This window comes from Bacillus sp. FJAT-27916, from assembly GCF_001183965.1.
Lineage (GTDB): Bacteria > Bacillota > Bacilli > Bacillales > Pradoshiaceae > Pradoshia.
In genome coordinates this window covers 2,362,079-2,383,458 of the sequence record NZ_LFZV01000001.1, presented here as the reverse complement: position 1 = coordinate 2,383,458, position 21,380 = coordinate 2,362,079, and the positions used below count along the sequence as shown (strand labels likewise).

General features: G+C 45.2%; 20 protein-coding genes and 2 other annotated features. Of the genes, 15 read left to right on the top strand and 5 right to left on the bottom strand.

From position 1 onward, the window contains the following. Nucleotides 1–52 precede the first annotated feature (52 nt). From cotE to AC622_RS11580, 4 genes are all read left to right on the top strand, one after another. Nucleotides 53–664: an outer spore coat protein CotE gene (gene cotE, locus AC622_RS11600; protein ID WP_082197125.1), complete on the top strand. Its 612-nt coding sequence runs from the start codon at nt 53–55 to the stop codon at nt 662–664. 202 nt (nt 665–866) lie between these two features. Then, the gene (gene mutS, locus AC622_RS11595) at nt 867–3,473 is read left to right on the top strand and encodes a DNA mismatch repair protein MutS (RefSeq protein ID WP_197089984.1); all 2,607 of its coding nucleotides are present in this window, start codon (nt 867–869) and stop codon (nt 3,471–3,473) included. Nucleotides 3,474–3,499: 26 nt separating this feature from the next. Beyond that, nucleotides 3,500–5,416, top strand: coding sequence for a DNA mismatch repair endonuclease MutL (gene mutL / locus AC622_RS11590; protein ID WP_049671203.1), 1,917 nt, complete (start codon nt 3,500–3,502; stop codon nt 5,414–5,416). Between the two features lie 597 nt (nt 5,417–6,013). Continuing rightward, complete coding sequence (locus AC622_RS11580) at nt 6,014–6,613, top strand: hypothetical protein (RefSeq protein ID WP_156185617.1); 600 nt, start codon at nt 6,014–6,016, stop codon at nt 6,611–6,613. Between the two features lie 33 nt (nt 6,614–6,646). On the opposite strand, the gene AC622_RS21405 is transcribed toward AC622_RS11580, so the two are convergent. Next, nucleotides 6,647–7,102, bottom strand: coding sequence for a YkvA family protein (locus AC622_RS21405; protein ID WP_053103754.1), 456 nt, complete (start codon nt 7,100–7,102; stop codon nt 6,647–6,649). Nucleotides 7,103–7,195: 93 nt separating this feature from the next. After that, nucleotides 7,196–8,665, bottom strand: a complete 1,470-nt coding sequence (locus AC622_RS11570; RefSeq protein ID WP_049671200.1) for an esterase/lipase family protein — start codon at nt 8,663–8,665, stop codon at nt 7,196–7,198. Nucleotides 8,666–8,872: 207 nt separating this feature from the next. Between AC622_RS11570 and miaA the strand changes: the two genes are divergently transcribed. The 3 genes from miaA (at nt 8,873) to spoVK (ending at nt 11,317) form a co-directional block, all read left to right on the top strand. Next, nucleotides 8,873–9,823, top strand: coding sequence for a tRNA (adenosine(37)-N6)-dimethylallyltransferase MiaA (miaA, locus tag AC622_RS11565; protein ID WP_049671199.1), 951 nt, complete (start codon nt 8,873–8,875; stop codon nt 9,821–9,823). 29 nt (nt 9,824–9,852) lie between these two features. Further along, nucleotides 9,853–10,080, top strand: coding sequence for an RNA chaperone Hfq (hfq, locus tag AC622_RS11560; protein ID WP_049671198.1), 228 nt, complete (start codon nt 9,853–9,855; stop codon nt 10,078–10,080). 280 nt (nt 10,081–10,360) lie between these two features. Then, nucleotides 10,361–11,317 carry a stage V sporulation protein K gene (gene spoVK / locus AC622_RS11555; RefSeq protein ID WP_439803083.1) on the top strand — a complete coding sequence of 319 codons (957 nt, stop codon included), beginning with the start codon at nt 10,361–10,363 and terminating at the stop codon, nt 11,315–11,317. An 11-nt stretch (nt 11,318–11,328) separates the two neighbouring features. Here spoVK and AC622_RS11550 read toward each other — a convergent pair whose 3' ends face one another. After that, nucleotides 11,329–11,940 (bottom strand): trimeric intracellular cation channel family protein, encoded by a 612-nt coding sequence (locus tag AC622_RS11550; RefSeq protein ID WP_049671197.1) that lies wholly within the window; start codon nt 11,938–11,940, stop codon nt 11,329–11,331. Nucleotides 11,941–12,063: 123 nt separating this feature from the next. On the opposite strand from AC622_RS11550, the gene hflX reads away from it, so the two are divergent. From hflX to AC622_RS11515, 7 genes are all read left to right on the top strand, one after another. Further along, nucleotides 12,064–13,314 carry a GTPase HflX gene (gene hflX, locus AC622_RS11545; RefSeq protein ID WP_049671196.1) on the top strand — a complete coding sequence of 417 codons (1,251 nt, stop codon included), beginning with the start codon at nt 12,064–12,066 and terminating at the stop codon, nt 13,312–13,314. Between the two features lie 14 nt (nt 13,315–13,328). After that, entirely contained in the window at nt 13,329–14,591 is a 1,263-nt protein-coding gene (locus AC622_RS11540; protein WP_049671195.1) for a methionine gamma-lyase family protein, read from the top strand. A gap of 160 nt (nt 14,592–14,751) precedes the next feature. After that, nucleotides 14,752–15,834, top strand: coding sequence for a mechanosensitive ion channel family protein (locus tag AC622_RS11535; RefSeq protein ID WP_331456710.1), 1,083 nt, complete (start codon nt 14,752–14,754; stop codon nt 15,832–15,834). A gap of 160 nt (nt 15,835–15,994) precedes the next feature. Next, complete coding sequence (fosB, locus tag AC622_RS11530; protein ID WP_049671194.1) at nt 15,995–16,426, top strand: metallothiol transferase FosB; 432 nt, start codon at nt 15,995–15,997, stop codon at nt 16,424–16,426. Nucleotides 16,427–16,633: 207 nt separating this feature from the next. After that, nucleotides 16,634–17,035: a MerR family transcriptional regulator gene (locus AC622_RS11525; protein WP_049671193.1), complete on the top strand. Its 402-nt coding sequence runs from the start codon at nt 16,634–16,636 to the stop codon at nt 17,033–17,035. 41 nt (nt 17,036–17,076) lie between these two features. Then, complete coding sequence (gene glnA / locus AC622_RS11520; protein ID WP_049671192.1) at nt 17,077–18,411, top strand: type I glutamate--ammonia ligase; 1,335 nt, start codon at nt 17,077–17,079, stop codon at nt 18,409–18,411. A 105-nt stretch (nt 18,412–18,516) separates the two neighbouring features. Further along, nucleotides 18,517–18,756, top strand: coding sequence for a hypothetical protein (locus AC622_RS11515; RefSeq protein ID WP_049671191.1), 240 nt, complete (start codon nt 18,517–18,519; stop codon nt 18,754–18,756). On the opposite strand, the gene AC622_RS11510 is transcribed toward AC622_RS11515, so the two are convergent. Next, on the bottom strand, nt 18,736–19,113 hold the full coding sequence (locus tag AC622_RS11510) for a VOC family protein (RefSeq protein ID WP_049671190.1): 378 nt from the start codon (nt 19,111–19,113) through the stop codon (nt 18,736–18,738). The genes AC622_RS11515 and AC622_RS11510 overlap by 21 nt on opposite strands. Nucleotides 19,114–19,338: 225 nt before the next feature. Between AC622_RS11510 and AC622_RS11505 the strand changes: the two genes are divergently transcribed. Then, complete coding sequence (locus tag AC622_RS11505) at nt 19,339–19,497, top strand: hypothetical protein (RefSeq protein ID WP_156185615.1); 159 nt, start codon at nt 19,339–19,341, stop codon at nt 19,495–19,497. Between the two features lie 18 nt (nt 19,498–19,515). On the opposite strand, the gene AC622_RS11500 is transcribed toward AC622_RS11505, so the two are convergent. Next, nucleotides 19,516–19,689: a hypothetical protein gene (locus tag AC622_RS11500; protein ID WP_049671188.1), complete on the bottom strand. Its 174-nt coding sequence runs from the start codon at nt 19,687–19,689 to the stop codon at nt 19,516–19,518. Nucleotides 19,690–20,117: 428 nt separating this feature from the next. Further along, nucleotides 20,118–21,003, top strand: a sequence feature (16S ribosomal RNA rRNA prediction is too short). A 60-nt stretch (nt 21,004–21,063) separates the two neighbouring features. Further along, nucleotides 21,064–21,358, top strand: a sequence feature (16S ribosomal RNA rRNA prediction is too short). Nucleotides 21,359–21,380: the final 22 nt, after the last annotated feature.

The window sequence follows — 21,380 nt, the reverse complement described above, 5'->3', positions numbered from 1 at the left end:
ACGTATATCACGCATAGGATGAATTGAAAATGTTTGAGGAGGGTAACCTTGTATGTCACAATATAGAGATATCATTGCAAAGGCAGTAGTGGCAAAGGGACGAAAGTTTACGAAGGCCAATCATACGATTTGTCCTGAAAATGGCCCAACCAGCATTCTGGGCTGCTGGATCATTAATCATACGTATGAAGCCAAGAAGATTGGCAAGAAAGTAGAAATTGCAGGATACTATGATGTCAACATCTGGTATTCATATTGCAAAAATACCAAAACAGAGGTAAAAACGGAGAAGGTTCCCTATAAAGATGTTATCAAGCTGAAATACAGGGACCAGACCGTTTATGATGACAATGAAGTCATCGCAAAGGTTGTGCAGCAGCCGAATTGCATTGAATGCTTGATATCCCCTTGCGGAGAGAAAATTGCGGTTCATGTTGAACGCGAGTTCCTGGTTGAAATAATCGGGGAAACCAAATTATCCGTAGCTATCCTGGAAAATGTATCGAGCGACGAAGAAAGCTGGGAATTTGATGTGGATGATGAAGAATTAGAGGATATTAATCCGAATTTCCTTCATGATGAAGAATCATCCTCCTCTGAACACGAAGAGTCAAGCGGCGGAATGCCCCCTCGAAAAAGACCAGTAAAAGATAATAGGGACTGAGCACTAGAGAGGGAACTCTCTAGTTTTTTTATGGAATCTTATGGATGAGACAGGCAACTTTTTTCGGCGGATGTACTTGAGTGCTATGTTATAATATTTTATGATAACTCCTCTCTGAACTCAGGTGCATAAAGCTTTAGACGATCTGCCTGGGACAGAGCTTTAGATAAAGAAGGAAAAGAAAGGTTTTGGGAAAATGGAAGTGGCTGCATACACGCCGATGATACAGCAATATTTACGGATAAAAGCCGATTACCAGGACGCGTTTTTGTTTTTCCGTCTTGGTGATTTTTATGAAATGTTTTTCGAGGATGCGATGACAGCCTCAAAGGAATTGGAAATTACTCTTACCGCCAAGAATGGGGGCGGAGACCAGAAAATTCCGATGTGCGGGGTCCCGTATCACTCGGCACAGTCTTATATTGAAACGCTAGTGGACCGCGGTTATAAGGTGGCCATTTGTGAGCAAACAGAAGACCCTAAAGCAGCAAAGGGCGTTGTAAAACGTGAGGTTGTGCAGCTCGTTACTCCGGGAACGATGATGGAGGGCAAAGGTCTGTCTGATAAGGAAAATAATTACCTTGCCTCTATTTCCGAAATTCCAGGAGGATATGGGGTCGGCTATCTTGATTTAACAACCGGCGAAAACCGGGTTACGCATTTTGCTGACTTCAAGGAAGTCTTGAATGAGGTATCGGTCATTGGATCTCGTGAGGTCGTTGTCGCACCGGACTTAGGCGCTGAAAGGGAAGTTCAATTAAAGGAACGCGGGATTGCTGCGATTTCCTATGAAGCAGATCAAGAGATAAAGGAGCCATTCGCTGCCTTGCTGGCAGACGTTAAACAGGACGGACTGCCTGAGACGCTGGCTCGTCTCTTCAATTATATAGAGCGCACGCAAAAACGCAGCCTCGATCATATCCAGGCAGCTGAGCATTACCGATCAGAACAATATTTAAAGATTGATTATTTCTCCAAGCGAAATCTCGAGCTGACGGAAACCATTCGTTCTAAAGGGAAGAAGGGGTCTCTTCTTTGGCTTCTGGATGAGACAAAGACGGCCATGGGCGGAAGAAGACTAAAGCAATGGATTGAGCGGCCGCTTATCAATGAAACAGAAATAGAAGCACGCCTATCCATGGTGGAAACCTTCATGGACCGATTCTTCGAGCGCGAGGAATTGCGGGAGCTGCTTCATGAAGTCTATGATCTGGAACGATTAACAGGTCGAGTTTCGTATGGGAATGTGAATGCCCGCGACCTTTTACAGCTGAAGCGTTCCTTGCAGCAGGTTCCCGCCATCATTGATGTCATGGGTCGTCTGCCGAATGAGGCAGCGCAGACAATCGCTGCCAGAATGGACCCTTGTGAGGAAGTGACGGACATCCTTGAGCGTGCCCTTCATGAAAGCCCGCCTATCTCCATTAAAGAAGGCGGCATTATTCGCGAAGGATATAATGAAGATCTTGACCGCTACCGTGATGCATCAAAGAACGGAAAGACATGGATTGCTCAGCTTGAGCAGCGGGAGCGAGAGCGGACTGGCATTCGTTCCTTGAAGGTCGGCTATAATCGAGTATTCGGTTATTATATTGAAATCACAAAAGCGAATCTTCATCTCCTCCATGATGACCGCTATGACCGCAAGCAAACATTGGCCAATGCAGAGCGTTATATCACGCCTGAGCTGAAGGAGAAGGAAACAATCATCCTTGAGGCAGAAGAGAAAAGCACGGGACTTGAGTATGACCTCTTCTGTGAGCTAAGAGATCATATTAAGGAATATATTCCGCGTTTGCAGCAGCTGGCTCAAGAAATCAGTGAACTGGATTGCCTGCAATGCTTCTCCACGATTAGTGAGCGCCAGCATTATGTGAGGCCAACCTTCTCGCATGATAAGACGATGATTATTGAGAATGGACGCCATCCGGTGGTCGAAAAAGTTCTTAAAACACAGGAATATGTGCCGAATGATTGCAAAATGGACAAGCATAATGAGATACTCCTGATTACTGGACCGAATATGGCCGGTAAGAGTACGTATATGCGCCAAATTGCCTTAACATCCATCATGGCGCAAATCGGCTGCTTTGTTCCGGCAGATAAAGCCGTTTTGCCGATTTTTGACCAAGTATTCACGCGTATTGGTGCTGCCGATGATTTGATTTCCGGCCAAAGTACGTTCATGGTCGAGATGCTAGAGGCCAATCATGCGATTACGAATGCGACAGAGCGAAGCCTGCTTTTATTTGACGAGATTGGACGCGGCACATCCACCTATGATGGAATGGCGCTTGCACAGTCCATCATTGAATACATCCATAATCATATTGGGGCAGCGACTCTCTTCTCGACGCACTACCATGAAATGACCGTGCTTGCCGATAAGCTGGATAACCTGAAGAATGTTCACGTTCGAGCGGTTGAGCAAAACGGCAAAGTCATCTTCCTGCATAAGGTAGTTGATGGGCCGGCAGACCGTAGCTACGGTATTCACGTGGCTCAGCTGGCAGAAATGCCGCAGGCGGTTATTACAAGGGCGAAGGAGATCCTAACCGTTCTTGAGGATGGGAAGAAGAAAGCGCCTGAGGTGAAAACAGCGGAGGTCCAAACTCCAGCACGTGAGGAAGCAGCGGCTGAACAAGCGCAGCTATCCTTCTTTGGCGCGGCGGATGAAAAGGAAACGAAGAAACCGTTAAAAGGAAAAGAACAGAAGGCCATTGAGGAATTGAAGTCATTATCCGTCTTGGAAATGACACCGCTTGAAGCGTTGAATGCCCTCTATGCGCTGCAGAAGAAATTGAAATAATACATGAACGGAAAGGAGCAGGCCAAATGGGAAAGATAGTGCTGTTAGATGATTTATTGTCCAACAAGATTGCAGCTGGGGAAGTGGTCGAACGGCCATCCTCGGTCGTGAAGGAATTGGTTGAAAATGCTATCGATGCTAACAGTACGGTCATCGAGATCTATGTCGAGGAGGCCGGCTTGCAATCAATCCGGATTATCGATAATGGCGAAGGAATGGAAGAGGACGATGCCGTCAATGCCTTCCACCGCCATGCAACAAGTAAAATCAAGGATGAGAACGACCTCTTCCGAATCCGGACGTTAGGGTTCAGAGGAGAGGCTCTTCCTTCCATTGCCTCTGTCTCAAAGTTTGAACTGAAAACATCAACCGGGGAAGGTCCCGGCACGAGAGTCTATCTAGAAGGCGGAAAGCTGATCACGAAGGAATCGTATTCAAGCCGTAAGGGGACGGATATTGTGGTCAGTGAGCTCTTCTTTAATACACCTGCTAGACTGAAGTACGTCAAAAGCGTGCATACCGAGCTCGGGAATATCACGGATGTGGTAAACAGACTGTCCTTGTCACATCCGGACATTTCCTTTAAGCTCGTTCATAATGACCGAGTCTTGCTGCAAACCTCGGGGAATAAAAACCCGCTCCAAGTGCTCGCAGGCATTTATGGGATGCAGACCGCTCAGAAGATGCTGCCATTTGAGGCGTCCACTCTTGATTTCTCTATCAAGGGCTATGCCGGTTCACCCGAGATGACACGTGCCTCGCGCAATTATATGACCATTCTCGTGAATGGGCGCTTTATTAAGAATTTCGTGATTGCTAAGGCCATCCTTGAAGGCTATCATACATTATTGCCGATTGGGCGCTATCCGATTGTTCTCTTGAATATTGAAATGGACCCGCTCCTGGTTGATGTCAATGTCCATCCATCGAAAATGGAGGTTCGTTTCAGCAAGGAGCAAGAATTGATGGAGCTCATTCGGGACGCAATTAAACAAACCTTTAAGAAGGAAACGCTCATCCCAAGCGGTGCGCCGGTAAAGCGTGAAGAAAAGCCGAAATCTGAACAAGCGCAATTCACATTTATGGAAAGACCGTCACCTGAGAAACAGCCTGTCGTTCCGACTCCTCCGGCCATCCCATCAGGTGCGGATGGATTCTCGGTAATCTATGAGCCGCCTGAAACAGCTAAGGAGCCAACAGAACACATGGCACCTATTCCAGAACAGCCTGCACACGCTGAAGAGCCACCCGTTTGGCAGGATGAGGAGCCTGAACAAGAGGTGAGTTATACGGACGAATCAGCAGAAATCGAGCAGGATGAGCCGACTCAGCAGGCACAGCCCAAAGTGGAGCGGGAAAGCCGGATTCCGCCGCTCTATCCAATTGGCCAGCTGCATGGCACCTACATCCTTGCCCAGAATGATCAAGGCTTGTACATGATTGACCAGCATGCTGCCCAGGAACGGATTAAATATGAATTCTTTAAGGAAAAGGTCGGAGAGGTTAATAAGGAGCTGCAGGACATGCTCGTTCCGCTCACACTTGAATACTCAACAGATGATTTCATCAAGCTGGAGGAGAATAAAAGTGAGCTTGAGGCGGTTGGAGTATTCCTTGAGCCGTTCGGCCAAAACAGCTATATCGTCCGTTCCCACCCAACCTGGTTCCCAGCTGGGATGGAGGAGCAAATCATCGACGAAATGATCCATCAAGTACTGACGCTGAAAAAGGTGGATATCAAAAAGCTGCGCGAAGAAGCAGCCATTATGATGAGCTGTAAAGGCTCCATTAAGGCTAATCGCCATTTGCGCAATGATGAGATAACCGCCTTGCTTGACGAGCTGCGGCATACGAATGACCCATTCACATGCCCGCACGGACGCCCAATCATTATCCACTACTCGATATATGAGCTGGAAAAGATGTTTAAGAGGGTTATGTAAGACAAAAATTAATAGCAATCAGTTGATCTTATCTCCTTTTGAAAAGGATCTATCATCAAGCAGGATTGCTTGAGAAGTCAATGATGGCAGTGGAACGTTCAGTTTCGACTAAGCTGAATATTCTACTGCTTTTTATCTTTATAGGAAATAATTGTATAGGTTATTCAAAAGGTTTCGAGATGCTGAGACAATGATGAGGCATGTACATAGATAAGCCGATTGTATAAATAACAGGAGTGGAAATCATTGGACTGGAAGCTATTATATTATTACTTTATTGTGTGGTTAATGATAAAAAACGGAGAAGGGGTAGAAATAAACTGGAATAATCCGCACTTTTTTACCCTTTTACTAATCCTCATCACCTTTATTATTTTGATTTTGAATAGAATAAATGCGTTAGAAGAAACGGGTTTTCGTTATAGGTACATGCTGATTGGTATGGTCATGGCTTTTGTTCTTTATTATCTAGAAGAGTATTTTCTAGGATAATAACTGATTTACTCACTGTAACGATCATTTTTACAATTTCCGCTAATTATTATTCTTAGAATAATAGTGCAGGGGATGGTCTAATGATGAATAGAGGTGGATGAGATGATGCAAATTGAATATAGTCAAAAGAAATTTGAAAATGTGGATATTACAAACCTCGTTTTGTTTCATGGAGAAGTTGATTTTTCTACCTCAGTCATCTATCATTTTAGCGCAGGCAATATGGGTGTAGAATATGCTGATGGATTTGTAGAGGATTTTTTGATGAATATCAATAAATATCCACTACATATGAAAGTGGAAAATGATGAAATTAATTACGCAGAAATCGTGAATTTATTAAGTGTGAATCAAATCAATTTCCATGAAATTTTCCACAATGAAAACTATTGCTGTTTTAATATTACCATTCATAATGAAGATGAATTCCGAAAAGTTTATCCGTACTTCTTTGTTGCTGCTACCTGTAACTTAACAGCGATGTACACCATGCCACTTGATTTTTTATGGATGGAACCTCTAAAAGAATCTGATATCAATTCTACATTTATGGCAGACTTTAAGAAAGAAGGAGAAACCTTAATAGCTTTAGGTTTTGATGGAGAAGGGGTCGAAATCTGGACTACAGATAATGATTTGGCTGTTAATGACTTCTATATATCCAAACTAGAGGATAAGTATATTTTTCAAATGAATGATTAACCTTTGGTTACCCCGAAAAAGAAACCGAATGAATCACAGTTTCTCTGATTCATTCGGTTCTTTATTTTGCTCAGGTTCAATCGTGTTCTCCTGTTTTTCACTCCAAAGCTTATATTTCTCCAAATCATCCTTCACCTGCTTTGCCGTAAAGGCGATAACGGCAGCATCATCCGCAAAACCAAGCCCAAAGATAAAGTCTGGTATGACATCAATCGGTGTCACGAAGTAAAGAATAGCTGCGATGATGGCCAGGATGGAGCGGGTGGGGATTTCTGTATACTCTCCTTTGGCATAGGAGCGGAACATGCTGAAGAGGAGCTGTAGCGGCTCCCATACGCCATCGAGAGAGCTGCGATTCTTCGATGATTTTTTGTTTGCATCGTCTAGCAGTTCACTTGATTTCTCAGTATTTCCTAAGATTGATTTGGCTCTTTCGATATATTTCCCTAATGAGAAAGGTTCCTTTGTTTCTTTTGTTTCTTCCGTCATAGTGGTTCCTCCAATAGTTTACTTCCTTTTATTTTAATGGAAATATGGGGTAGTTACAATTAATCCTACCCAGAATTGGATGGATTGAATCTTCTATGGCGTAAGATAGATAGAACGGACGGTTGTCCTTGTGAAAGGCGTACCCTGCTCGGTTGTTCCTTCGATATCTACGGTAATATTATAGGTCCCTTCCTTTGTGATGGAAGGGAGAGGGTGCTGTGCTGCCCCTTGGGCTTTAGTGGTAAATTCATGGATGAGGGTGCCGCTTCGGTCAATCATTCTCCATTGGCAGCTGTAAATAGCTTTCTTACTTGATTGGCTCCTGAATAGGAGTTTTTTCTTTGAGTTCATGATTGTCAAGGCGGGCAGGATGATTTGTACTGGGCTAGGCAGGTGGATGTTACCGATAAATAGGAATGCGTCATTCTTGGGGGATTGCAAGGAAAGCTCCCAAGTACCCGGCTCTGCATGGTCCAGTTCAAAAGGATGAAGCCATGCACCTCCGAAATACGATTTCTCCGGCAGAGCAATAGGTTGTTGTGCTGGAATAATCGTGCCGGAGGGGGAGCGAAGGGTCACTTTGGTTTCTTTGTCAGCGCTCATTGTAAAAAGGGTGACTTCCGCTTCTTTTTCGATCGAAAAGGAGAGCTTGACAAACTGTCCGGCAGGGAGCGGTCCGCCGCGGATGATGTGGTTCGCTTCCGTTTCAAGGGATTCTTCTGGAATGGGTCCTTTTGTTAGAATAGAGGAAGGTTCTGTGCTTTTTAAGAAAGGCTCTGCTTTTGAGAAGAAGCGCGACCCAATTCGGATGCTGTCATGATCAAGGCTTTGATCTGTGAATAAATGTTTTCCGTATGGAAGCACCGTGCTCCACACATTTACGAGGCCGTCGTTCTCCCCGTAGGAGGATAGGTAGGCTCCGCCTAAGGATAAGCTTGAAAAGGCAGGACCGCGGCTAGCTCCGGCTGCAGTGAAATAGGTGTTTTTATTTATGTTTTTATTTTGATCGGTCAGGGAGCGAAAATGGGTCATTTCCCCTGTTTGAAGGGAAAACGTGCCATCATCCTTTTGGCCGAGCAATTCGGCAAGCCAGGAGGCATACCAGCTGTAGGATAAGTCAGCTAAATGAGATCCTTTATGTGGTGCAGATAAGCTTAGGACTCGGCCGGCGTACGGATAGGCGTCGTAGTGAATGAGAGCTGCTTGCACATCAATTCCGCCCTTGCTATGGGCAATGATATTAAGCTTTTGCCCAAAATAGGTTGAAATCTCTTTTAATATAGTAGAAAGTAACTTTCCGTTATCCCATTGACTGCGTGATCCTTTGCCTTCAGAATCATAGAGCTCGACGAAAACGGATTGATACCCGGCCAAACATGCGATTCTTTCCATATCATTTAAACCGTGGTAGATCGTTTCTTCATTCCAGCTGCTGGCTGAACTGTTTCTTCCTTGAACAAAAACAATTGGCGGATAAGACGGGGTGCGGACGTCTGGAGCTTTACCTAGAAACCACTTTCCTGGAACAGCCTGTGAATCAATGACAATCACTCCCTTTCGCATAATTAACAGCTCTATGTTTGAAAAGGTAACAAAGTTCAAGGATATGGGCAACGGTCCTCAGTCCCAGCGATGATAAAATTTCTTCAATCGGCTGGTATATTATCAAAATCTGCTGTCCATAATGGACAGGTATCCATTAACATTATTCGTTCATATCCCGTTTTATGGTAAGATAATAAAAAAGATATAGGGCAGTGAGAAATACATATGGATAAACAAAAACTAATCGTCATCATCGGACCGACAGCGGTTGGTAAGACCAAGCTATCGATTGAACTGGCAAAGCGGTTTGATGGAGAAATCATCAGTGGAGATTCTGCACAGATCTTTAAAGGGATGGATATCGGGACAGCAAAAATCAGTGAAGATGAGGCTGAAGGTATTCCGCATCATTTAATTGATGAGAGGGAAGCAGGCGAATCCTATACGGTTTATGAATTCAAGGAAGCAGTCCAAAGGGAGATTGCAGACATTGCGAGCAGGGGGCGTATCCCTATTATCGTAGGCGGAACGGGACTTTATATTCAATCGGTGCTTTATGATTATCAATTTCCGGAAACCGCTGCAAACCCCGAAATCAGAGCTGAACTGGAAGAAAAAGCTGAAACAGAGGGACGGGACGCTTTATATGCGACCTTGAAAGAGATTGACCCGGAAGCGGCTGAGAAGATTCATCCTAATAACGTCAAGCGGGTCGTTAGGGCGCTTGAGGTCTATTACACATCAGGTGTGCGTTTCAGTGAACAGCAGCAATCCGCGGACAAAACGGAGAATTACGATGCAGCTGTCATTGGATTGACGATGGAGCGGGATTTGTTGTACAGCCGAATCAATCAGCGAGTTGATATCATGATGAAGGCTGGTTTAGTCGATGAGGTCAAGAGGTTTTACGACCGTGGATTAATGGAAACACAATCCTTGCAGGCGATTGGCTATAAGGAGTTTAATGGATATTTTGAAGGGAAAGAAACAATAGAACAAGTATCAGAAGCTATTAAGCAGAACACAAGAAGGTTCGCAAAAAGACAATTTACATGGTTTCGTAATAAAATGGATGTAAATTGGTTCGATATGTCCGATATAGACCATATCGATGATAAAATAGAAGAAATATCCGCTTATGTGGCAGGAATGCTGCGCTTAAAAGCGAATAGATAAATATAGAGAGAAATGAGGAGGCAAAAATAATGAAACAAGGAATTAACATTCAAGATCAAATTTTGAATCAGCTTCGCAAGGAAAACATCTTTGTTACCATTTTCCTATTAAACGGGTTTCAGTTAAGAGGGCTTATCAAGGGCTTTGATAATTTCACTGTCTTAATCGAAACAGAGGGCAAGCAGCAACTGGTGTATAAGCATGCGATTTCTACTTTTGCTCCTCAAAAAAATGTACAAATTGACCTTGAAGGTTAAGGACTGATAGAAAAAACAGGTTCCGGGAATATTCCTGGGCCTGTTTTTTGGTTATATGGAAGATTGGGAGTAAGGAGCATCTTTTACGTCTTTATTTGGCTCCAGGGGAATAGATATAAAAGAAGGCAATTATTTTCCGGGAAAGCGCAGAATGTGACAATGGAGCTGCCTGCGCCGGAGAAATAGCAATTTCTATGTAAGATAAAGAGGGCTGGTGTCCGATTCTGACTAAGAATTGTCGAAAAGAAGAGGAGAAGCCTTGGCATAATGAGGTGATAAGGTGGAAAAGCAGCCGATGCGCGTGAGAAATAATGGACAAATCAACGTCGTGTTAAAGAATGACCACTCAAAGAAGCTTGAGAAGCCGTTCATATCAGCGCCGATACCAACTCGGGAAATTCCTTCCCACCATATTGCTTTAAAGGAAATAGAGGAAGAACTGAATGAATTGGTCGGCATGGAGGAAATGAAACGTGTGATCAAGGAAATATATGCGTGGATCTATGTGAATAAGCAAAGAGAAGAGGCTGGTCTGAAAACGCAAAAACAAGCATTGCATATGATGTTTAAGGGGAACCCGGGAACAGGGAAGACAACGGTGGCGAGGCTGATTGGGAAATTATTCGTGAAAATGAATGTATTATCCAAAGGGCATTTAATAGAAGCGGAGCGGGCAGACCTTGTCGGGGAGTACATCGGTCACACTGCGCAAAAGACGCGTGACCTAGTAAAGAAGGCGATTGGAGGCATTCTATTTGTGGATGAGGCCTATTCGCTTGGGAGAGGCGGAGAGAAGGACTTTGGAAAGGAAGCGATCGATACGCTTGTCAAGCATATGGAGGACCGTCAGCATGAGTTCATCCTGATTCTTGCAGGCTATTCGCAGGAAATGAATCATTTCCTCACCTTGAACCCAGGCCTCCATTCGCGCTTTCCTATCGTGATTGATTTCCCGGATTACTCGGTTGATCAATTAATGGAGATTGCCTCAAGAATGCTCGCAGAGAGGCAGTATGCTTTTTCACTCGATGCCAGCAGGCAGCTCCGTGAACATTTGTATGCATTAACAAGTATTCTTAGATTGTCAACCTTCTCGAATGGGCGATATATTCGTAATATCATAGAACGGGCCATTCGAACCCAGGCGATGCGCCTTCTGATGAGTGATCAATATGACCGGAAGGAATTAATGACACTCAGGAGCAGTGATTTGGATTTTGAATCAGAGGAACAATAAAAAAGCAGCGATTAATCGCTGCTTTTTTGCATCCGGACAACTGGCAGCTGCCAGTTGTTTAAGTAGGACAGCATCCTAAGGGCCGTGACGATTAGGAATAGAATTAATAGCTGTATGTTGGACGTCAATAGGCCAAAGCCGATGAGAAGCCCGGCAATCCCAGCCCAAATGGCGTAAATCTCTGATTGCAGCAAGATGGGCTTGCGTCCTGCCAGTACATCTCGGACGATGCCGCCGCCGCTTCCGGTAAGAATGGCCGCAAATGTGACTGCCACAATTGGCGCATCCATCTCTACAGCTTTCAAAGCTCCTTGTATAGCAAATGCACTGAGGCCGATCGCATCAAAGAAATTCCCCCATTTATTCCAGTGGGGAAGCAGTGACCGGTGGAAGAGGCAGGTCAATCCGATCGAGATAAAGGCAATCAAGAATAATTGGTCCTGATGCCACAACTGGGCAAGGGGAATTCCGAGCAGGATATTTCTGACCGCCCCTCCTCCAAACGCTGTTACATACCCTAATAAATAAATGCCGAACAAATCATATTCCTCTTCCATAGCGACAAGTGCACCACTGATGGCAAAGGCAATTGTCCCAATGATACTTAATAAATCCCAACTCATCTATATCCCTCTTTTTTTCCTTAAAAAATGAACTATTTTATAATATCACCTACTTTGGAGGTTTGGAACGGTTTATTTTTTTGGTATGATAAGAAAATGACATCGTATATAGGAAGTGAACAGATGGAAGAAACATATGAAAAAGCGATACTTGTCGGCTGTCAAAGAGAAGGTGTGGAGGATGAGCGATTCCAGTACTCGATGGACGAGCTTGAGTCCTTGACTGAGACAGCTGGAGGAAAGGCATTGGTGACGATTTCACAAAAGCGCGTCAAGCCCCATCCGGCGACATACATAGGGAAGGGAAAGGTGGATGAGCTGATTCCGCTCGTGGAAGAGCTCGAGCCTGATGTTGTCATCTTTAATGATGAGCTTTCCCCAAGTCAAATCCGCAATCTTGGCAAGGAGCTGGGTGTACGGATTGTCGACAGAACCCAGCTGATTTTGGATATCTTTGCTCAGCGCGCCCGCTCGAAGGAAGGGCAGATGCAAGTCGAGCTTGCTCAGCTGCAATACATGCTTCCTCGCCTTGCCGGGCAGGGGACAGAGCTTTCCCGCTTAGGGGGCGGAATCGGGACGAGAGGACCGGGTGAGACGAAGCTTGAGTCAGACCGCCGTCATATCCGCCGCCGGATTGATGAAATTAAGCGTCAGCTTGAAGCCGTCGTGAAGCACCGCGAGCGCTACCGTGCGCGCCGCAAGCGCAATAACCGCTTCCAAATGGCGCTTGCCGGTTATACAAATGCCGGTAAGTCAACGTTGTTCAATCAATTATCAGAGGCCGATTCGTATGAGGAGAACCAATTATTCGCGACACTAGACCCTATGACGCGCGAATGTATGCTGCCAAGCGGCTACAAAATTCTGATCAGTGACACGGTCGGTTTCATCCAAGACCTGCCGACCTCCCTGGTTGCTGCGTTCCGTTCTACTCTAGAAGAGGTGACTGAGGCTGATGCCATTATGCATGTGGTTGATTCCTCCCACCCGGACGCCTTCCATCATGAGGAGACGGTCCAGAAGATCATTAAGGACCTTGGCGCAGAGGAGATTCCGCAGCTGATTGTCTATAATAAAAAGGATATTGCCGACCCGGGATTTGTGCCAACCTCACGAGAGAAATCCATCCATATCTCTGCGCGCAAAGAGAAGGATATTCACATCCTGCTTGCTGAAATGGAGAAGATGGTGGAGAGCTTTATGGAGCCATATGCCGTCATGATTCCGGCAAGGGAAGGGAAAATCATTTCCCGGCTGCAGGAGGAGACAATCGTGAAGTCAAGGGAATTCAATGAAGCGAATGAAACCTATGCCATTGAGGGTCTTGCCCTAACGGATCATGCCATCATGAGTGTTATCAAAAATTATGAATAGAAGAAGGTATTAAGATGTTTGAACAATTAAAGAACGGCGAGAAAATTAGAGAAACCGTTCGTGAAGCAGAACAGCTGATCCGTGAGCGGACAGCTGAAATTGAAGAAGTAGTGGATTACAATACCGCAAAGGTGCTCCGTGCCTTTCAGAAGAATAAGGTGAGCGATGCTCATTTCAATCCTTCGACTGGCTATGGATATGATGATATTGGTAGAGATACATTGGAGCGCATTTATGCGGATGTGTTCTCTGCTGAAGCGGCCCTAGTCCGCCCGCAGATTATTTCAGGAACACACGCCATCTCCACCTGTTTATTCGGTGTACTTCGTCCGGGTGATGAACTCGTCTATATGACAGGCAAGCCATACGATACACTGGAGGAGATTGTCGGCATCAGGGGAAGTGGCGTTGGCTCCTTGCGTGAATACCAAATTGGTTATCAATCCGTCAGTTTGACTGAGGAAGGGCAGATTGATTATGAGGCTGTTGCACAAGCGATTAAGCCGACTACAAAGATGATTGGCATTCAGCGTTCGAAAGGATATGATACACGCCCATCCTTTACCGTTGACCAGATCAAGGAAATGATTCAATTCGTTAAGACAATCAAGCCGGATGTCGTTGTGTTTGTGGACAACTGCTATGGTGAGTTTGTTGAGCGAATGGAGCCGACAGATGTCGGGGCCGATCTGATGGCAGGATCGCTTATCAAGAACCCTGGCGGCGGTCTCGCCAAAACCGGCGGATATATTGCAGGACGTGCTGACTTGGTTGAGCGATGCGCCTTCCGTCTTACATCCCCTGGAATCGGGGCAGAAGCAGGGGCCTCCCTTTACAGTCTGCTTGAGATGTATCAAGGGTTCTTCCTTGCTCCCCATGTAGTAGGGCAGTCGCTTAAGGGGGCTCTCTTCACAGCAGCAATGCTAGAGCGCTGGGGCTTCAATCCAACGCCATCCTGGCAGGAACCGCGTACCGACTTGATTCAAGCAGTCCAATTCCATGACAGGGACAAGATGGTTGCCTTCTGTCAGGAAATCCAGTATGCTTCACCAGTAAATTCGCATGTTACCCCATACCCGGCCTATATGCCTGGCTATGAGGATGATGTCATTATGGCGGCTGGTACGTTCATCCAAGGGGCGAGTATTGAACTGACAGCGGATGGTCCGCTTCGTCCGCCATACACAGCCTTCGTGCAAGGCGGATTGACGTATTCACATGTGAAGATTGCCGTTTGTACGGCGATTGATCGCTTAATAGAGAAGAAAATGATCTGATCGTACTCCCTGTTGAATGAAGCGGGCGGGAAACTTAAATGGGTTTTCCGCCCGCTTTTTTGACGCGTGCAAACAAGCTGCTCTTATCTGTGTGCCATTCATGCACAAAAATGGGTAGATATGTTATCATAGTCAAATCATGAACAGGGGGTAATCAACGTTGATTAACTGGAGTATATTCCTTGAAACGGAATTTTGGATAGACTTAGGAATTTCCATTGGGGTTTTCTTGCTGTTCCTCATCTTCCGAAAACTATTCGCCAAATATGTTTTCACGCTCATGTTAAGGGTCGCAAAAAAGACGCCGACAGAATTATTGACTAATATATTTTTAGCCTTTGAAAAGCCCATTCGATGGGGGTTCTTGTTTATTGGGCTGTATTTCTCCGCTAAATACTTCCCGTATTTTAATGAGAAAAGTGATTTCTTCGTTAAGATTATGTCATCATCTGTCATCATCTTCATCGGCTGGGGGCTGTATAATCTTGCAGCCTCTTCCTCGGCTATTTTCACACGAATGAAAGGCCGTTATATGCTGGATGCAGACGATGTATTAGTGCCGTTCTTCTCTAAAGCACTCCGCTTTATCATTTTCGCGATTGGTTTTAGTATGATTGCTTCTGAGTTTGGCTACAACATCGGCACATTTGTTGCTGGATTAGGACTTGGCGGTGTAGCTATTGCATTTGCGGCTAAGGATGCGTTATCCCACTTGCTGGGCGGCTTTGTCATCATTACCGAGAAGCCCTTTAAGATTGGGGACTGGGTCATGACGCCAGATGTAGAGGGGACGATTGAAGACATCTCCTTTAGGAGCACGAAGATCCGAACGTTTGCGCAGGCTGTGGTCACGATGCCGAATGCAACGCTCGCAAACGGCCCGATCACGAACTGGAGCCAGATGGGCAAAAGGCAAATCAGCTACCATTTCACACTTGCTCCGGATACGTCGAAGGACCAGCTGCAAAGGATTGTCAGTGAAATTGAGATGTATCTAAAGAACAATGATGAGGTCCATCCGGAAACCATTCTTGTGAAGTTTGACCATTTCAATGAAATGGGCTTCAGCATCATGGTGTATTTGTTTACGAAAACAACCGTATGGTCCGATTATTTGCAGGTGAAAGAGGAATTGAATCTGAAGATTGTGGAGCTTCTCGAGAAAGAGGGCGCTGCCATTGCCTTACCTAGCAGGAGGGTATATGTGGACCAAGATTCAGAGTTTGCGAAAGCGCTAGATTAGAAATGAATAGGTTAGGCATCAATGGGTTTCTTCATCGGAAGAAGCCCATTATTTATGCTGAATGGTGAATATTTTATGAAAATAAAGCGGGTTACACAGATTTACACCTAATTTTCTGTATAATCAGAATTGTTGCCAGGTAAAGGGGAAGGGAGAAATTATGACAATCAGAGGGATTAATCATTTATTGTTTTCTGTGTCTGGTTTAAATCGCTCCATTTTATTTTATCAGCAGGTGTTCGACGCAAAGTTGCTTGTCAAGGGGAGGACGACCGCCTACTTTGATTTGAATGGAATGTGGCTTGCCTTGAATGAGGAGGGTGGTATTCCCAGAAAGGAAATCAATGAGTCCTATACCCATATTGCCTTTTCAATCGATGAAGCAGATTTTCAGCCTATGCTGGGAAAGCTGAAAAAGCTTAATGTGAATATACTTGAGGGGAGAGAGCGGGATAGGAGGGATCGGCGTTCCATCTATTTCACCGATCTGGATGGGCATAAATTTGAATTCCATACAGGCACTCTCAAGGAACGACTCGACTATTATCGGGAAGAGAAAGGGCATATGACGTTTTATTTGGATGACGATTGATCTAGGGATGATAAAAAAGACCTGTATGCCATGTTTCTCGGAAGAAAAGGACATAAAAGGGTTTAAGTGTGGTGGATTAAGGAAAAATGAAAAAAGTCGCAATCGTTCGATCAAAAAGCATGTTAGAAAACCTAACATGGAATTGACAATTAAATTTACATACCATACACTATAATTATCCTATTAATGATTAAGGAGGAGGCAGTGGTGAGCGGTAACATTAGAAGAACGATGCCACTTTTTCCAATGAGTATTGTCATGCAGCTGACCGATTTAACCGCGCGGCAGATTCGCTATTATGAGGAACATGAGTTAGTACAGCCTGCCAGAACTGAGGGTAACAGGCGGATGTTTTCATTGAATGACATCGACCGTCTGCTTGAGATCAAGGAGTTGCTTGACCAAGGAATCAATATGGCAGGTATTAAGAAAATCCTTGGCGGTTCTGAGGTCGTTTCGGAAGAAAAGGACGAGCCGAAAGAAACGCCAAAGCCTGAGCTGACAGATGCCCAGCTTCGCAAGCTTTTGCGAGATGAGCTTCTGCAAGCGGGACGCTTCACGACAAGAGGAGGCGCTCGTTCAGGAGACATGCACCGGTTTTTTCATTAAATTTAAATAAATGAGATTCACATTCAAGGAGGAAGAGGTAAATGGGGAAATATACTGCAGACGATATTAGAAAGTTAGCGAAAGAGGAAAACGTCAAATTTATTCGTTTACAGTTCACGGATATTTTGGGAACAATTAAGAATGTAGAGATTCCGGTAAGCCAGCTCGACAAAGCTTTAGACAACAAAATGATGTTTGACGGATCTTCTATTGAAGGATTTGTCCGTATTGAAGAATCTGATATGTACTTGTATCCAGATTTAGATACATGGGTTATTTTTCCTTGGACTGCTGAAAAAGGAAAAGTGGCTCGTTTGATCTGTGACATCTACAATCCAGATGGAACGCCATTTTCCGGAGATCCCCGTGCGAATCTTAAACGCATCTTAGGCGAAATGAAAGAACTTGGCTTCACAAACTTCAACGTAGGGCCTGAGCCGGAATTCTTCCTGTTTAAATTAGATCAGGCAGGGGAGCCGACGCTTGAACTGAATGATAAAGGCGGATACTTTGACCTTGCGCCAACTGATCTTGGCGAAAACTGCCGCCGCGATATCGTGCTTGAACTTGAAGAGATGGGCTTTGAAATCGAAGCTTCTCACCATGAGGTAGCTCCTGGTCAGCACGAGATTGACTTCAAATATGCGGATGCGATCACAGCTTGTGACCAAATCCAAACCTTCAAGCTAGTCGTAAAGACAATCGCCAGAAAGCACGGCTTGCACGCAACATTCATGGCGAAACCATTATTCGGTGTTAACGGCTCCGGAATGCACTGCAACCTTTCCTTATTCAATGAAGGTGTAAACGTGTTCCATGATAAAGAAGGAGAATTGGAAATGAGTGATACCGCTCGCCAATTCATCGCTGGTGTCATCGAGCATGCTCCTGCCTTCACAGCCGTGACAAACCCAACGGTTAACTCATACAAACGTCTTGTGCCTGGCTATGAAGCGCCTTGCTATGTTGCATGGTCCGCACGCAACCGCAGCCCGCTTGTCCGTATCCCTGCTTCTCGCGGATTGAGCACACGCGTAGAAGTGCGCAGTGTTGACCCGACAGCAAATCCATACCTGGCAATGGCCGTTCTATTGAGCGCCGGATTAGACGGAATCAAAAACAACAAACAAGCTCCAGCGCCAATTGACAGAAACATCTATGTCATGAATGCAGCTGAGCGCGCTGAGGAGGGCATTAAAGACCTGCCGGCAACTCTATACCAAGCCCTTCAAGAGCTTCAAAGTGACCAAGTCATCACTGATGCGCTAGGAGAGCACATCCTTGAGCACTTCATTGAAGCGAAAGAGATTGAATGGGATATGTTCCGAACCCAAGTGCATCCATGGGAAAGAGAGCAATACCTGCAAATGTATTAAGAATAAAAGTACCCCTGATACCATTGGTGTCAGGGGTTTTTGTTTGACTAGGGGTGGGAAATAATAGAAAAATAGATTGGTGCTAAGTTGATTGAGGGGGAAGCTATGAGTTTGTCTGAGTGGGTTTTATTAGGGTTGACAGCGGCGGCCGCGTTCGTGGTGATGCTCCTTAAGCAATGCCGGGTCTTATATTTCTTCGTTTTATGTGCCTTCGGTTCTGCCCTGTTGTTTGCCTCTAGCTTCCTTCGTGTTGTCCTTTGGTTTCGTGAGCATTATATGTTTTGGCAAAAAGACGGTCTGTATCAAAGAAAAAATAGTAAACCATTAATGAGTACATATCATTAGTACATTCCCATCTGGATCTAGGAAGTTGAAATACGCAAATTCTCCGATTCGCTCGATCTCCCGTGTAATGACTGCTCCTGTACCTTTCACATAATGATAGGCTTCATCAATATCTGCTGCATACAGGTTGAAAAGAACATGGCTGGAGGGATTTAGTTCAAATCCGGGATCGAAACGATGGTCATCTAATGTCAGACCTGTCTCAGATGTGACGGGAATATTGTATACGGGTGATTTAACTTCTTCTATATGGAAGGGTGCGCCAATCAGTCTGCAATACCATTCAGAGGATTTCTTCAGGTCGCTGACATGAATGAATACATTGTTGATCTTGGATGAAAGTGGTGAAGAATGCATAGGGATTCCTCCTTTGTTTAGCTGTCGGTATTATTTATTCGAGATGAAAGTGGGAATTCCCTTTTCTTTTTGAAATACAGGAAAAGGATGCTTTCTGGTTTGTTGCAGCTAGATGTGGAAAAATATTCGTGTTGGCGAAGGCTATTGAACGAATTATAATGTGACAATCCAGTTATCGGGCAGATTAATAGAAGAATAGAGTGATTGTTAGATAAGATGGCGGAAATGAAAGTTATGCAAAAAATAAGAAGAGTTCTTAAGGCAGCGATGGCTGAACGAGCAAGACAGGTGATTCAACATGAAGAGATTGAAAAGTATGATCATCTGTACATCGATTATCTAAATCAATTAACGAACGATGAAGAAAAGAAAGAGAGCGTATGAAACGCTCTCTTTCTTTGTCTAACTGCGATGTTCTACCAAATCAATTGCGCCTAAAACGATATGAGCCAAACCGAAGCCAATCACTGTGTCGGCAATCATCTTGTTGCTGCCTCGCATTTGTTTAAATGCATATCCTCCGGCGGTGACGGCAGAACCTAATACGGCTGGAATTAAACCTTCACGAATGTTCAATTTGAATTCCTCCACATCGAAGTTAGTGAGTGTGCAGAACACACTGGGATTAATATGTGTCATTAGGGAAGGGGTTATGTGTTTTGAAATAAATACCATTGTCTTATAACGAGGTATCATGCTATTATTCTCTAGTCGCCTCTTAGTGGAGAGGGATGACATAAATTCTTTTAAAAAAAAGTCTTGCACAAAAGAAGAAAAGCAGGTATTATATAAAAGTTGCTTCTGAAAAACGAGATAAAAACTTTTTAAAAAAAGTTCTTGCTTTTAAGAAGTGATGAGAGTATAATAAATAAGGTCGCTAAGGCGATTAAAAAAAGATTGTTCTTTGAAAACTAAACAAAACGAAACGCTAAGCAAGTCTTAAAACTTGAGAGTTTAACTCTCGTCAATGTTTTAAATTATAGCTAGATCAAACATCTTTTGGAGAGTTTGATCCTGGCTCAGGACGAACGCTGGCGGCGTGCCTAATACATGCAAGTCGAGCGAATCAGATGGGAGCTTGCTCCCGGATGATTAGCGGCGGACGGGTGAGTAACACGTGGGCAACCTGCCCGTAAGATTGGGATAACTCCGGGAAACCGGTGCTAATACCGAATAGTTTCTGACACCTCATGGTGTCAGAGGGAAAGTTGGCTTTTAGCTAACACTTACGGATGGGCCCGCGGCGCATTAGCTAGTTGGTGAGGTAACGGCTCACCAAGGCGACGATGCGTAGCCGACCTGAGAGGGTGATCGGCCACACTGGGACTGAGACACGGCCCAGACTCCTACGGGAGGCAGCAGTAGGGAATCTTCCGCAATGGACGAAAGTCTGACGGAGCAACGCCGCGTGAGCGAAGAAGGCCTTCGGGTCGTAAAGCTCTGTTGTCAGGGAAGAACAAGTGCCATTCGAATAGGTTGGCACCTTGACGGTACCTGACCAGAAAGCCACGGCTAACTACGTGCCAGCAGCCGCGGTAATACGTAGGTGGCAAGCGTTGTCCGGAATTATTGGGCGTAAAGCGCGCGCAGGCGGTCCTTTAAGTCTGATGTGAAAGCCCACGGCTCAACCGTGGAGGGTCATTGGAAACTGGAGGACTTGAGTGCAGAAGAGAAGAGTGGAATTCCACGTGTAGCGGTGAAATGCGTAGAGATGTGGAGGAACACCAGTGGCGAAGGCGACTCTTTGGTCTGTAACTGACGCTGAGGCGCGAAAGCGTGGGGAGCAAACAGGATTAGATACCCTGGTAGTCCACGCCGTAAACGATGAGTGCTAAGTGTTAGGGGGTTTCCGCCCCTTAGTGCTGCAGCTAACGCATTAAGCACTCCGCCTGGGGAGTACGGCCGCAAGGCTGAAACTCAAAGGAATTGACGGGGGCCCGCACAAGCGGTGGAGCATGTGGTTTAATTCGAAGCAACGCGAAGAACCTTACCAGGTCTTGACATCCTCTGAAAACCCTAGAGATAGGGCGTTCCCCTTCGGGGGACAGAGTGACAGGTGGTGCATGGTTGTCGTCAGCTCGTGTCGTGAGATGTTGGGTTAAGTCCCGCAACGAGCGCAACCCTTGTCCTTAGTTGCCAGCATTCAGTTGGGCACTCTAGGGAGACTGCCGGTGACAAACCGGAGGAAGGTGGGGATGACGTCAAATCATCATGCCCCTTATGACCTGGGCTACACACGTGCTACAATGGGTGGTACAAAGGGCAGC